This is a genomic window from Polaromonas sp. (genome assembly GCF_029945925.1).
Classification (GTDB): Bacteria; Pseudomonadota; Gammaproteobacteria; order Burkholderiales; family Burkholderiaceae_C; genus Polaromonas.
Genome location: NZ_JAQSDN010000037.1, coordinates 1 through 14,537, shown reverse-complemented (window position 1 = coordinate 14,537; position 14,537 = coordinate 1). Strand labels below are relative to the sequence as shown.

Annotated in this window: 12 protein-coding genes; 7 read left to right on the top strand and 5 right to left on the bottom strand. The window is 62.5% G+C overall.

What is annotated here, in order from left to right:
* Positions 1–27: 27 nt before the first annotated feature.
* From PSV40_RS11195 to PSV40_RS11175, 5 genes are all read right to left on the bottom strand, one after another.
* Positions 28–924, bottom strand: a complete 897-nt coding sequence (locus PSV40_RS11195; RefSeq protein ID WP_300537453.1) for an MBL fold metallo-hydrolase — start codon at positions 922–924, stop codon at positions 28–30.
* Between the two features lie 139 nt (positions 925–1,063).
* Positions 1,064–3,307 (bottom strand): nitric oxide reductase activation protein NorD, encoded by a 2,244-nt coding sequence (locus PSV40_RS11190; protein WP_300537452.1) that lies wholly within the window; start codon positions 3,305–3,307, stop codon positions 1,064–1,066.
* Positions 3,308–3,345: 38 nt separating this feature from the next.
* Positions 3,346–4,143 (bottom strand): CbbQ/NirQ/NorQ/GpvN family protein, encoded by a 798-nt coding sequence (locus PSV40_RS11185; RefSeq protein WP_300537450.1) that lies wholly within the window; start codon positions 4,141–4,143, stop codon positions 3,346–3,348.
* Between the two features lie 367 nt (positions 4,144–4,510).
* A complete protein-coding gene (locus PSV40_RS11180) occupies positions 4,511–5,893 on the bottom strand; it encodes a ribulose-bisphosphate carboxylase (protein ID WP_300537448.1) in 1,383 nt (460 codons plus the stop codon).
* A gap of 153 nt (positions 5,894–6,046) precedes the next feature.
* A complete protein-coding gene (locus PSV40_RS11175) occupies positions 6,047–6,958 on the bottom strand; it encodes a LysR family transcriptional regulator (protein WP_300537446.1) in 912 nt (303 codons plus the stop codon).
* A gap of 166 nt (positions 6,959–7,124) precedes the next feature.
* Here PSV40_RS11175 and PSV40_RS11170 point away from each other — a divergent pair, with 166 nt between their 5' ends.
* The 7 genes from PSV40_RS11170 to gap all read left to right on the top strand — a co-directional run.
* Positions 7,125–7,862 carry an HAD-IA family hydrolase gene (locus PSV40_RS11170; protein ID WP_300537444.1) on the top strand — a complete coding sequence of 246 codons (738 nt, stop codon included), beginning with the start codon at positions 7,125–7,127 and terminating at the stop codon, positions 7,860–7,862.
* A gap of 35 nt (positions 7,863–7,897) precedes the next feature.
* A complete protein-coding gene (rpe, locus tag PSV40_RS11165) occupies positions 7,898–8,608 on the top strand; it encodes a ribulose-phosphate 3-epimerase (protein WP_300537443.1) in 711 nt (236 codons plus the stop codon).
* A 35-nt stretch (positions 8,609–8,643) separates the two neighbouring features.
* Positions 8,644–9,741: a class 1 fructose-bisphosphatase gene (locus PSV40_RS11160; RefSeq protein ID WP_300537441.1), complete on the top strand. Its 1,098-nt coding sequence runs from the start codon at positions 8,644–8,646 to the stop codon at positions 9,739–9,741.
* Between the two features lie 111 nt (positions 9,742–9,852).
* Positions 9,853–10,728: a phosphoribulokinase gene (locus tag PSV40_RS11155; RefSeq protein WP_293596432.1), complete on the top strand. Its 876-nt coding sequence runs from the start codon at positions 9,853–9,855 to the stop codon at positions 10,726–10,728.
* Position 10,729: 1 nt separating this feature from the next.
* Positions 10,730–12,841, top strand: a complete 2,112-nt coding sequence (tkt, locus tag PSV40_RS11150; protein WP_300537439.1) for a transketolase — start codon at positions 10,730–10,732, stop codon at positions 12,839–12,841.
* Positions 12,842–12,854: 13 nt separating this feature from the next.
* Positions 12,855–13,526: an HAD-IA family hydrolase gene (locus PSV40_RS11145; RefSeq protein WP_300537437.1), complete on the top strand. Its 672-nt coding sequence runs from the start codon at positions 12,855–12,857 to the stop codon at positions 13,524–13,526.
* Positions 13,527–13,584: 58 nt separating this feature from the next.
* Positions 13,585–14,537: type I glyceraldehyde-3-phosphate dehydrogenase (gene gap, locus PSV40_RS11140; RefSeq protein ID WP_300537436.1), on the top strand; the 953-nt coding region annotated here is incomplete at its 3' end.

Sequence of the window (14,537 nt, the reverse complement as noted above, 5' to 3'; positions counted from 1 at the left end):
CCAGCGCTCATGCCTTTGGGCAGCGATTTACTCACGTTCCAGCTCCAGATAGGTGCGACTGGCGTTGCCCGGCATCAGCTCGGCGGCGTTGAGCAGCCGCAGGAAAGGCTGCGTATTGAAGGACTTGACCGCGGCGCTCACGTCCGTTCCCTCATCCACTGCCTTTTTCATGTGGGCACGCAGGGCCAGCAGGTAGTCGCGTGTGTCGGCGGCGGCGGTGGGCAGGTCGGTCACCTCGCCGTGGCCGGGCACGATGTAGAGGGGTTGCAGGTCTTCAATGATCTTGAATGCGGCCAGCCAGGCTTTGGTGTTACTCACAGGGATGACGCCGAGCATGCGGTTGACGTAGACGATGTCACCGCTGAACAATACCTTCCTGGAGGGCAGCCACACCATCGTGTCGCCCGGCGTGTGGCCGCCGCCCCGGTGCCGTAGCTCCAGCGTGATGCCGCCCAGTTCCAGTCGCGCATCACGGCCTTCAATGAACCGGGTTGGCAAGGTCGGCAAGGTGCCGTCGGCGCGCTCCTTGAGGGCGGTCGTCAGCCCCGTCAGGTGGTCGCCACCGCGCGCCAGCATGTCGGCCCGTGCGTCGGCGTGGGCGATGATCTCGGCCCCCTGCCCCAGAAAGTAGCCATTGCCCAGCCAGCGGTGGTCTTGCCCGCCGGTGTTGATGACCCACTTGATGGGCTGCGGCGTGACGCGTCGCACGGCTTCATGAATCTTGCGGGCTGACTGATAGGTGGCGCCACTGTCGATCAGTATCGCGCCAGCCGGCGTCACGATCAGCCCGATGTTGGCGTTCAGGCCCTCGTTGTCATACGTGCGTGCGCCTTTGTCGCCGACGTAGGCGTAGACACCGTCGGTCACCGGTTTGAAGTTCACGTCAACGGCATGGGCTGCCGGGGCGAGGAGGAGCAGGCCCATGAAAACCATGCGCCAGCAGTCACGTAACAATGTTTTAGTCATATCGGCTCTTGGTCCCCGTTGTATAAGCGTATGCAGCTATCATAATAATAGCAATTGGACGGTGGGTCTGACGCCGCATCGTACCGCAGCGCAGCCGTCACCGCGTCAGCGCCATGAACAACTTGGGAAGCTGTTCGGGCAGGCGTTCAATGTGGTCGATCACCGTGTACTGATGGCCGAAGATGTCGCTCACATACTCGTCGGCCTTGGGGTCGAGGTTGATGCAGTAGGTGAAGATGCCCTGCTGGTCGAGTTCCCTGACCGATTGCCGTGCATCCTCGATCAACAGGCGCTCGTCCTGCGTGTCCACGTCTGACGGTTGTCCATCGGTCAGGACCAGCAGGAGCTTCTTGTCGGCGCTCTGGGCTTGCAGGTAGTGGGCCGCATGGCGCATGGCGGCCCCCATGCGGGTGGAGTAACCCGCCTGCATGGCCGCCAGCCGTCCCTTGACGTCGTCGTTCCAGTGTTCGCCATAGCCCTTGATGTGCAGGTAGCGCACGTCATGGCGCGTGTTGGAGTGAAAACCGGCGATGGCAAAGGGGTCGCCTAGTTGTTCAATCGACCAGGCCAGCAGCGACACGGCTTCCTGGCTGAGCGCCAGAATGGTCTGGTCGGAGCCGGCTGGTTTTTCGTTGAGCGATTCCGAGAGATCCAGCAGCAGCATGACCGCGATGTTGCGGCCGTCGGTGCGGTGGCTCATGTTGATGCGCGGATCGGGCGTGCTGCCGCTTTTGAAATCAATCAGGGAGCGGATGGCCACGTCCAGATCCAGTTCGCTGCCTTCCTCCTGGTAGCGCACGCGCACCTTGTCCTGGGGCTTGAGCAGGTCCAGCAGGCGTTTCAGGCGCTTGGCCAGCGCGCTGTGTTTGGCCAGCAGCTGGTCGATGTCGGCGGCGTTGCCGGACGGGTGTAGTCGCTCGTACAGGCTGACCCAGTCCGGGCGGTAAGTCTGGCTGCTGTAATCCCATTCCGGGTAGTGGCGCGGCGGCAGACCCTTGACTTCTTCGGCGGCGATCGACTGGCGATGCTCTTCGAACATCTCCTCGTCATCACTGAGCTCGTGAAAGCGCCACAGGTGGCGGTTGTCATCACGAAAATCGACTTCGGTGTCGGTGAAGAAAGTCTTGGGCAGCTGGTCGCTCTGGCGCCGGGTTTTGGCGACGTAGGACAGGGCGAGACCGGCGATCTCCTCGGTGCTGGATTCGCCTTGTTCCATGACGGCATGAAAGCGCCGCACGAAGTCATTCAGGGCCAGATCCTGGTAGCCGTGCGTGGGTGCCTGCGGTTTGTCGAGCAGGGCGCGTGACAACATGGCGAGGCGATGACGCAGGCAGGAATGGGTCTCGGGATTGCAGGCACCTTCCACCGGCGCCGGATGCAGCGCCAGAAAAATTCGGCGCAGCCCCGGGTACTCGCGCATGGCCAGGGTTTCCACCCGCGCGTCCTCGAAAAACTCGACCGCCATGCGCTGAAACGGACTGTAGTTGTCGGCAAAAATGGCGCCGCTCCAGCGCCGGTGCGCCGCCATGTGGGCCAGCGCGGCGCGGTAGCGGTCCAGGCCGCTGATGCCTTTGCAGTCGTCATAAACGTCGGGCAGACGAATGCCGAGCTGGTCAAAGTAGGGGATCGGCTTGCGCAGCTCGTCAAAACCTAAAGAGTAGGGCACCAGATGGTCGGCGTCCTGCCACAGCCCCAGCAGATACAAGTCGAGCTTGCGCGTGTGGTCCACCAGCAGCGTGCCGTGCCGCTCGCGTTGCAGCACGGCGCGGCTGTCGGCCGACTGCAGGCTGAAGTAGTCGCGTTGACGCTCTGGGTGGTGGCTGTAGTTGCGCACGCCGTAGGCCATCCAATTGCGCAAGCCCTCGATCGACAGCAGGCTCAGCAGCAGCGGCGACTGCAGGAAAAAATCCGGCAGGCTGGGGCTGGCATAGGTCTTGTGGATGCCATGAATGGAGACGCTGGTGCGCTCCATGTAGTCCAGCGTCAAATCGAGGTAATGCTGCATCTGCTCCTGCGACGGCAGCCGGCGGGCGATGGCCGCCAACGATTGTAAAAACGGTGTAATCGCATGGCTGTTGGGCGACTTGGTCATCACGCGAACAGCGTCCATGATCGGCACCAGGGCCGACTCGCCCAGAATCGCGGCAACCTGCGGCCACTCCTGCAAAAAGATCAGTACCGGCTCGACACCGCGGCCCATCTTGCCCAGGAAACGACCTTGTTCCAGGTAGGCATGGATGCCATCAGGCGTGAGCAGCGCCGCGGCCTCGCTCATGCAGTCGGCAAATACATCGGCGACCTGCGGGAAGCCGCAGTCAAGCTGCGCGCGCCACGCGCTCATCTGTTCGGTTGAGGGGCCTGTGCGCACGCCATCAGCCTTCAGGCAAAGACGGCATCAATGGCGTGGTCCAGCGTGGCGCGGATGTCGGCGTCGTCGGTGATGGGACGTACCAGCGCCATGCGACAGGCATCCACCGGGCTGACGCCGCCCTTGATCAGGGTGGCGGCATACACCAGCAGCCGGGTCGAGATGCCCTCGTCCAGGCCATGGCCCTTGAGCTTGCGGGCGGTGCCGCCGATCTTCACCAGTTTGGCGGCGGTGTCCGGGTCCGTGCCGCTTTCAGTGGCGACGATGGCGGTTTCCAGTTCCGCGCCAGGGTAGTCAAAATCAAAACCCACAAAGCGTTGCTTGGTGGATTGCTTCAGGTCTTTCATCAGACTCTGGTAGCCGGGGTTGTAGGAGATCACCAGCTGAAAATCCGGGTGCGCGTTGATCAACTCGCCGCGCTTGTCCAGCGGCAACTGGCGCCGGTGATCGGTCAGCGGGTGAATCACCACCGTGGTGTCCTGCCGCGCTTCCACAATTTCATCCAGGTAGCAGATGGCGCCGATGCGGGCCGCCGTGGTCAGCGGGCCATCGAGCCAGCGCGTGCCATTGGCCTCCAGCAGATAGCGGCCGAGCAGGTCGGACGCCGTCATGTCCTCGTTGCAGGCCACCGTGATCAGCGGCTTGCCCAATTTCCAGGCCATGTACTCGACAAAACGCGACTTGCCGCAACCCGTCGGTCCCTTCACCATCACTGGCAGGCGGGCTTTGTACGCTGCCTCGTACAGCGTCACTTCATTGGACTGCTGCTGGTAGTAGGGTTCGCGTTCGATTCGGTAGTCGGTGGTCATGGCGGTTTCCTGTTTGATCACAGTGGTAGCTGGTTGGTGTGCCTCGCAGCACGCCTTGGGTATCCGACTGCGCTCATGTCCCCCGGTCCGGGCTCTGCCCGAACCTCCTCCTTGACTTCGCTACGTCAGACACCCAAGGCACGCTGCTGGCGATCGGTTTTGCCCGTCTGTCTGCATTGAACTGATCTGATCTGTATGAGGCGCCAACAATGTTTGCGGCTTGTTGCGGCAGGCTGTCTTGCAAAGCGAGGTCAAGGAGGAGGCGGCTGCAAGCCGCCGGGGGACACGAGCGGCGCAAGGCAGCCTGTCGCAACAAGCCCCCCACAACTTTTTCCAAAGGAAAGGTATTCCTTTAGCGAGCACCAATCTACTTGTGCACGCCCAGCTTCTCGCGCCAGCCGGGGAACAGCTTGTCGGAATCACCGGGGAAGGACTCAAAAGCACGCGCAAACTCCTTGTGCTCCTTGGCAAACTCGATCGGATCCGCACCCGACTTCCAGCACTCGTACGACTGGCGCAGGGAAATGGCGCCGGCAGCCGGGCTGTCGATGTGACCGTAGGCGCCGCCGCCCGAGGTGTTGATCACGTTGCCGTGGCCCAGGTTCTCGAAAAAGCCGGGCAGACGCAGGGCATTCATGCCGCCGGAGATGATGGGTGTGGTGGGTTTCATGCCATACCATTTCTGGAAGTAAACCGGGCCTTGCGCCTCATCGCGCTCGATCATGTAGGCGATGTTCTTGTCGGTGTTTTCACCTTCCATCTTGCCGTAGCCCATGGTGCCGACGTGGATGCCGGAAGCCCCCTGCAGACGCGAAATCTTGGCCAGTACAAAGGCGGTGTAACCCCGCTTGGCAGAAGGCGAGGTGATCATGCCGTGGCCGGCGCGGTGGTAGTGCAGGTACTGGTTCGGGTACTGGCGGCGTGCGGTGGTGATCATGCCGGGACCGCCGACAAAACCGTCCACCAGGAACGCCACCTTGTCAGCGTCCGGGCCAAAGGATTCCAGGATGAAGTCGGCGCGGGCCAGCATTTCGTAATGGTCGTCGGCGGTGATGTTGGCCGAGAAGATCTTGGCCTGGCCGGTTTCGTCCTGGGCGCGCTTCATGGCGTCGTACACCAGCGGGTACACCTTTTTGGCTGGGCAGAACACCTGGTTGCCTTGCGGTTCGTCGTTCTTGATGAAGTCACCACCCAGCCAGAACTGGTAGGCCGCAGCGGCAAATGGCTCAGGACGCAGGCCCAGCTTGGGCTTGATGATGGTGCCGGCAATGTAGCCGCCGTCCTTCATCGGGCGACCCAGAATACGCCACAGGTCGGTGATGTCCTTGGCTGGGCCATCAAACAACTGGATGGCGCGCTCCGGGAAGTAAATGTCGTGAATCTTGCCGTGCTCGATGTCACCCATGCCCTGGTTGTTGCCGATGATCAGTGTCAGGATCGACACCATCATCATGCGGCCGTCAGTGATGTTGCGGTCAAACAAATCCATCGGGTACGCAATGCGCATGTCTTCCGTGGCTTCATCGATGTAGTACACCAGCGCGTCCAGATTGCGGGTGAAATCATCGGTGGTGGAGACTTCAACGTTGGTGCCGGTCGAGGACTCAGCGGCGAAGTGAGCCGCGCATTGCAGATAGCTGCCAAAGCCGGCCTTGGGCTTCATTTTGTAAGCTACCAGAATGTGGGTGCCACCTTTGATGAGGTCGGCTTCTTTGAGGCTCAGGTCGGCGTAGCGGTTGGACTGGTCCATGGCGGGTTCTCCTGTGGTTGGTTGGGGCCCGTCAAACTGCTCGGAATTGATCAGCCCGTTGGGTATTGGGGCTGACTATAGAGGCAGGTGTTCATAAGAAACATTCATATTTATTTGTCTACAAATCAGCAAATACTTATGAATTAGTGATCCTCATGCCCACGAGTCAATCAACGGGCCACCCTGCTCGATCAGGAAGGCCTTGAAAGCCTTGGCCGCCGGCGAGAGCTTTTTCTGGCTCAGGTGGGTCACATACCAATGGCCCATCAGCGGCATGCCGTTGACGTCGACCAGCGCCAGGTGGCCCGCGGCGAGTTCGTGGCGCACCGTGCGCAGCGACAGGAAGCTCAGACCCATGCCCGCCATGACGGCCTGCTTGATGGTCTCGTTACTGGGCATCTCCATGACCACATTCATCGGCATGTCGTGCTGGCCGAACAGCCGCTCCATGGCGGCACGCGTGCCCGAACCCTTTTCCCGCACGACAAAGCGGGTGTCCTTGAGCTCCTCAAACTGCACCCGCTTGCGGCGCGACAGCGGATGGTCGGGCGCGCAGACGATGCCCAGCGGGTTGGTGGCAAACGCCGTGGCTTCGCAGTCCAGCGTGTTGGGCGCGCGCCCCATCACCACCAGATCAGCCTCGTTGCGTGACAGCATGCCCAGTATGTTTTCCCGGTTGTCGATGCGCAGTGTCAGCTCGATGCCGGGAAACAGCTTGCCAAAACGCACCAGCAGCATGGGCATGAAGTATTTGGCGGTGCTGACCACCGCCAGTTCAATCCGCCCTTTGCTAAAGCCCACATGCTCGGCCATGGTGGCTTCCAGGTCCTTGAACCGGGCCATGGCCGCGAGGGCGTGGACCAAAAACTCCTGTCCTGCCCTGGTGAGCTGGATATTGCGCCCTATCGGCTCGATCAGGGGCAGCCCAAACGCATCTTCGAGCTGCCTGATCTGCATGGACACGGCCGGTTGGGTCACAAACAGGCGCTCTGCCGCTTTGGAGACCGATTTGTCCCGCGCGACCTCGATGAAAGTCTGAATTTGCTTGAGGGTGTAAGTGCGCATGGTCGGGTCCGGAGGGGGTGGCAGGTTGCGAATGGTGTAAATAATCAGTTTAACCTGATGAATATTCTAGTAAATATGATTTGAATTTATGTGTAATGCCCGATAAATTAAATCAGTCGCTACTTATTTGAGTAGCCCGCTCCACCCCTTTGCGAGGACGGCTGGCATGTTGCAAGCGCTGATTTTTGATGTTGATGGCACCCTGGCCGATACCGAGTCTGTACACCTGGCGGCCTTCAACCAGGCGTTTGCCGAGTTCGGGCTGGACTGGCACTGGGACGAGCCCTTGTACACCGATCTGCTGAATATCTCGGGCGGCAAGGAGCGCATGCTCCACTATTGGAAAACCACCCAGCCCGCGCTGCGCGAGGTGGAGGCGATGGCGCTGCAGGACACGATCAACCGCCTGCATGAGCTCAAGACCGCTGCTTACGAACGTGCCGTCAACGACGGCGTTGTCAGCTTGCGCCCCGGCGTGCTCCGATTGATGGATGAAGCCCTCGCCGACGGTCTCCAGATGGCCATTGCCACCACCACCTCGCCCGCCAACATCGCGGCCTTGCTGCGCCGCGCGGTGGGCCCGGACTGGCGCTTGAACTTCACGGCCATTGGAGACGCTTCCACCGCGCCGGTTAAAAAGCCGGATCCGCAGGTTTATCTGCAAATGCTCGCAGCGCTCAAGCTGCCGCCGGCACAGTGTCTGGCATTTGAAGATTCCAGCAACGGCCTGCAGTCGGCCACGGCAGCGGGGCTGGCCACCCTGATCACGCCGACGCGCTACACCGCGCATCACGACTTCTCGGCCGCCATGCGGGTGCTGCCTGATCTGAGCCAGGTGAACCTGGCGCAATTACGGCGCTGGCATGGCGAGCAGGTGCGCGGCGGCCTGGCCCGGTCACGCTGAAGCGGCAACACAGACCCCCCCCCGAAAGCCAGGCCATGACATCCCCCACCTCATCAACACCCATGCTCCGGCTGGCTCCGTCCATCCTGTCCGCCGACTTTGCCCGGCTCGGCGAGGAGGTTCGTGCGATCGAGGCGGCCGGGGCGGATCTGGTGCACTTTGATGTGATGGACAACCACTACGTGCCCAACCTGACGATCGGGCCGCTGGTCTGCGAGGCGATTCGCCCGCATGTGCAGATTCCGATTGACGTGCACCTGATGGTGGAGCCGGTGGACGCACTGATTCCGCTGTTTGCCAGGGCCGGCGCCAACATCATCACCTTCCACCCCGAGGCCTCCAGGCATGTGGACCGCACGCTGTCGCTGATTCGCGAACACGGCTGCAAGGCCGGGCTGGTGCTGAACCCGGCCACCTCGGTGGAATGGCTGGACCATGTCATGGACAAGCTGGACATGGTGCTGCTCATGAGCGTGAACCCCGGCTTTGGCGGGCAAAAGTTCATCCCCGCCACGCTGGGCAAGCTGCGGACCGTGCGTCAGCGCATAGCGGCGCACCAGGCGCGCGGTGGCCAGCCGATCTGGCTGGAAGTCGATGGCGGCGTGAAGACCGACAACATCGCCGAGATCGTGCAGGCCGGCGCCGACACCTGCGTGGCGGGCAGCGCCGTGTTTGGCGCGCCCGATGCCGATGGCGGCTACCACGGCGTCATGCGCGAGCTGCGCCGCCAGGCCGCCTCGCTCTGAACTCCTGCGTCAACACCATCCCTGAAAGAATTGCGATGCCTTTAACCGCCAACCGGTCCACCCTGACCCAATTCCTGATCGAGGAGCGCCGCCGCTTCCCCTGTGCCAGTGGCGATTTCAATGCCCTGATTCTGGACGTTGCGCTGGCCTGCAAAGGCATTGCCCGCGCTGTCGCGTTTGGCGAGTTGGGGGGCGTGATGGGCAACCACGCAGCCGCGCAGGGCGGCTCCGTCAACGTGCAGGGCGAGACGCAGAAAAAGCTCGATGTGCTGAGCAACGATGTTTTTATCCGGCGTACCGAATGGGCGGGCAATCTGGCGGGTATGGCGTCTGAAGAGATGGACTTGCCGTACCAGATTCCGGGGCAGTTCCCGCGCGGCAAATATCTGCTGGTGTTTGACCCGCTGGACGGGTCCAGCAACATCGACGTGAATGTCTCCGTCGGCAGCATTTTTTCGGTGCTGCGCGCACCGCAAGAGGTGGAAGACAGCGGTCGCGATGTGACCGAGGCTGATTTTTTGCAGCCCGGCGCCAGCCAGGTGGCCGCAGGTTACGCCTTGTATGGCCCTACCACCATGCTGGTGCTCACGGTGGGCGATGGCGTCAATGGTTTCACGCTGGATCCGAACCTGGGCGAATTCATGCTCACACATCCGAAGATGCAGATTCCGGCCGATACCCAGGAGTTCGCGATCAACGCCTCCAACAGCCGCTTCTGGGAGGCGCCGGTCAAGCGTTATGTGGATGAGTGTCTGGCGGGCAAGACCGGGCCTCGCGCCAAGGATTTCAACATGCGCTGGATTGCCAGCATGGTGGCCGAGGCGCACCGCATTCTGATGCGCGGCGGTGTTTTCCTCTATCCGCGCGATACCAAAGACGCCTCCAGACCCGGCCGCCTGCGGCTGCTGTACGAGGCCAACCCGATAGGCATGCTCATGGAGCAGGCCGGCGGCCGGGCTTCGACCGGGCACCAGCCCATGCTGGGCGTCAAGCCGGGCTCGCTGCACCAGCGCATCGGCCTGGTCTTCGGCTCCAGGAGCGAGGTGGAGCGCATCGAGCGTTACCACGCCGAGCCCGTCAAGACCGAGCAGACCAATCCGCTGTTTGCCGAACGCAGCCTGTTCCGCGTCTGATGGTCCGTGCCGGCTGCCGAAATGCTATTGAATAGATAGCTGATCCCGCAGCGGCCATAAGGGCTGCAGGCATTTTCGCCAAATAAATTTTTGACTTACGGAGACAGCACCATGTCTGAACGCCATCCCATCATCGCCATCACCGGCTCGTCCGGTGCCGGCACCACCTCGGTCACGCACACGTTCGAGAACATCTTCCGCCGCGAGAATGTGAATGCCGCCATCATCGAAGGCGACAGCTTTCACCGCTACGACCGCAAGGACATGAAGACCAAAGCGGCCGAGGCCGAGGCGGCGGGCAACAACAACTTCAGCCATTTCGGGCCGGAAAACAATCTGTTTCCCGAACTGGCCGAGCTGTTTCGCGCCTATGGCGAAACCGGCACCGGCAAGCGCCGCAAGTACCTGCACGACACGGAAGAGGCCGCTCCCTACAAGCAGCAGCCCGGTACCTTCACGGCCTGGGAAGACGTGCCGGCCGGCACCGACCTGCTGTTCTACGAAGGCCTGCATGGCGCTGTGGTCACGCCCGAGGTCAACATCGCCCAGCACCCGGACCTGCTGATCGGTGTGGTCCCGGTGATCAACCTGGAGTGGATCCAGAAGCTGTACCGCGACAAGTCCAAGCGTGGCTACAGTACCGAGGCCGTGACCGACACCATCCTGCGCCGCATGCCGGACTACGTGAACTACATCTGCCCGCAATTCATGCACACGCACGTGAACTTCCAGCGCGTGCCTATGGTGGACACCTCCAACCCCTTCATCGCACGCGACATTCCTTCGCCCGATGAGAGCATGGTGGTGATCCGTTTCGCCAACCCCAAAGGTATCGATTTCCAGTACCTGCGCAGCATGATCAACGACTCGTTCATGTCCCGCGCCAACACCATCGTGGTGCCTGGCGGCAAGATGGAACTGGCCATGCAATTGATCTTCACGCCCTTTGTGTGGCGGATGATGGAACGCAAAAAGAGGGCTTCCTGACATGAACGTGCCTACACCCGACATGGCCAGGCAAATGGCCAACGCCATCCGCATGCTCGCCGTCGATGCGGTCGAAAAAGCCAAATCCGGCCACCCCGGCGCGCCCATGGGCATGGCCGACATCGCCGAGGTGCTGTGGAACCGGCACCTCAAGCACAACCCAGCCAACCCGCACTGGCCGGACCGTGACCGTTTTGTACTGAGCAACGGCCACGGCTCGATGCTGATCTATGCGCTGCTGCACCTCACCGGCTACGACCTGCCGATGGACGAGCTGAAGAACTTCCGCCAGCTGCACAGCAAGACGGCGGGTCACCCCGAAATGGGCGTGACGCCCGGCGTGGAGACCACCACCGGCCCGCTGGGCCAGGGCCTCGCCAATGCGGTGGGCATGGCGCTGGCCGAGAAGCTGCTCGCCGACGAGTTCAACCGCGAAGACGAGGAAACCAGCCATACCATCGTGGACCATTTCACCTATGTGTTCATGGGTGACGGCTGCCTGATGGAGGGCATCAGCCACGAGGCCTGCTCGCTGGCCGGCACGCTGCGCCTGTCCAAGCTGGTGGGTTTTTACGACGACAACGGCATCTCGATCGACGGCCATGTGGAAGGCTGGTTCACCGACGACACGCCCAAGCGTTTTGAAGCCTACGGCTGGAACGTGATCCCCGCCGTCAACGGGCACGACCCGGTGGCGCTTGATGCGGCCATGCGTGCCGCCAAGGCCCAGGCTGTTCTGCCCCATGGCAAGCCGACGCTGATCTGCTGCAAAACCGTGATCGGCATGGGCTCGCCCAACAAGGCCGGTACGCACGACGTGCACGGCGCCGCACTGGGTGCCGCCGAAGTGGCTGCCACGCGCGAAGCGCTGGGCTGGACCGCTGCGCCCTTTGACGTGCCGGCGGACATCGCCACGGCCTGGAACGCCGTCGAACGCGGCCAGGTGGCCGAGCGTGCCTGGCGCGTGCGCTTTGAGGCCTACCGCACGCAGTACCCGCTGGAGGCGGCCGAGTTCGAGCGCCGCGTGGCGGGCGATCTGCTGCCCGCCTTTGCCGACAAATTGCCGGAGCTGCTGGCCGCTATCGCTGCCAGGCCGGACGCCGTCGCCACCCGCAAGGCAAGCCAGAACGCGCTCGACGCGCTTAGCGCCCTGGTACCCGAGTTCTTCGGTGGCAGTGCCGACCTGACGGGATCCAACCTGACCAACTTCAAGGGTTGTATCAAGGCCGGGCGCGACCAGGGGGGCAACCACATGAGTTACGGCGTGCGCGAATTCGGCATGGCGGCCATCATGAACGGCATGGCCCTGCACGGTGGCTACATCCCTTACGGCGGTACTTTCCTGACCTTCAGCGACTACAGCCGCAACGCCATTCGCATGGCCGCGCTGATGAAGCTGCGGGTGATCCACGTGTTCACCCACGACAGCATCGGCCTGGGCGAAGACGGCCCCACGCACCAGAGCGTGGAGCACATCCCCAGTCTGCGCATCATCCCGGGGCTGGACGTGTGGCGTCCGGCGGACGGGCTGGAAACGGCGGTGGCCTGGGCTTGTGCGATCGAGCGCAAAGACGGCCCCAGCGCGCTGTGCCTGTCGCGCCAGAACCTGCCGCGCCTGACCGTCGCCGGCATGGCCGGCAGCATCCGCCGCGGCGGCTATGTGCTGTCCGACATGGAGGGGGTGCAGGCCGTGATTGTGGCCACCGGCTCGGAAACTTCGCTGGCCATGGAGGCGCAGGCGGCACTGGCGGGCGAGGGTATTGCCACCCGTGTGGTGTCCATGCCCTGCACCAATGTGTTTGACCGCCAGAGCGAGGCCTACCAGGCGCTGGTGCTGCCCCTCAACCTGCCGACGGTGGCCATCGAGGCGGCGCATCCCGATTTCTGGCGCAAGTACGTGGGCCGCACCGGCATGGTGGTGGGCATCGCCAGTTTCGGCGAATCCGCCCCAGCCAGGGACTTGTACGCCCACTTTGGCATCACCACCCAGCGCGTGGTGGAAGCTGTACGCACGTTGACGCACCGCGCCGCCCATCGCCGCGAAGTGTGGCTGGGCAATGACGAGCGGGGCAATGGGCTCCTGTCCGATCAGATCGTGCTGTCCTCCACCTGAGCCAGAACAAATGATGAATAACGCTTTTGACCTGATCATGTTTGATCTCGACGGCACGCTGATCGAAACCGCGCCTGAAATCTGCGATGCCGTCAACGACACCCTGCGCCGCTTCGACCTGCCCGAGGTGGCGCAGCAGCAAGTCAATGACTGGATTGGCCACGGAACGCGTGAGCTGCTGATCCAGGCGCTGGCCTGCAGCGAAAAAACAGATGCTGCGGCCATACGTGTCAGCGCCAGCCTGGCGCTGATTGCAGCAGAGTTCGACAAGCATTACCAGAGCCGCTGCGGCACGCGCAGCCACCTCTACCCCCAAGTGCGCGAAGCCCTGACGGCGCTGCGCAGCAGGGGCGCCAAGCTGGCGGTGGTGACCAACAAGGAAGGGCGCTACACGGCCACGGTCCTGAACGCCCACCAGCTGATGCCGCTGCTCGATTGCGTGGTCAGCGGCGACACGCTACCTACCAAAAAGCCGGATCCCGCAGGCATTGAAAGTTGTCTTGCGCAGTTTGGCACGCCGCGCCACCGCGCGCTCTTCGTCGGCGACTCCAGCATCGACGTGGCGACCGCGCGTAACGCCGGCGTCACGGTCTGGGCGCTGCCCTACGGCTACAACATGGGCCAGCCGATAGCCGCCTGCGCGCCGGACCGGGTTATTGCCGACTGCTCGGCGCTACTGAATTGATAGCTGCCGGCGCACTGTCAGCGAGCGCAAAGCTCACTTTTTATTCAAGGAAATGTTCATGACCATCAAACTGGGTATCAACGGCTTCGGCCGCATCGGACGCAACGTGTTGCGTGCCGCCGTGCAGAACTTCAGCGACATCGAGATCGTCGGCATCAACGACCTGCTCGAGCCGGAGTACCTCAAGTACATGCTGCAGTACGACTCGGTGCACGGCCGCTTCAAGGGCGAGCTCTCCGTCGAAGGCAACACCCTGATCGTCAACGGCAAGAAAATCCGCCTGACCCAGGAGCGCGACCCCGCCAACCTGAAGTGGAACGAGATCGGCGCCGACATCGTGCTCGAGGCCACCGGCCTGTTCCTGGACAAGGCCTCCGGTGAAAAACACCTGGCCGCCGGCGCCAAAAAAGTCATTTTCTCGGCCCCGTCGAAAGACGACACCCCGATGTTCGTCTACGGCGTCAACGACAAGACCTACGCCGGTCAGGCCATCATCTCCAACGCCAGCTGCACCACCAACTGCCTGGCGCCCGTGGCCAAGGTGCTCAACGACAAATGGGGCATCAAGCGCGGCCTGATGACCACCGTGCATGCAGCGACCGCCACCCAGAAAACCGTGGACGGCCCGAGCAACAAGGACTGGCGCGGCGGCCGCGGCATCCTGGAAAACATCATTCCCTCGAGCACCGGCGCGGCCAAGGCCGTCGGTGTGGTGATTCCCGAGCTGAACAAAAAGCTCACCGGCATGTCTTTCCGCGTGCCGACCTCCGACGTGTCGGTGGTGGACCTGACCTGCGAGCTGAACAAGGAAGCCACGCTGAAAGAAATCTGCGCCGAGATGAAAGCGCAAAGTGAAGGCGCCCTGAAGGGCATCCTCGGGTACACCGAAGACAAGGTGGTGGCCACCGACTTCCGCGGCGAGACCTGCACCAGCGTGTTCGACGCCGACGCCAGCATCGCGCTGGACAGCACCTTCGTCAAGATCGTCGCCTGGTATGACAACGAGTGGGG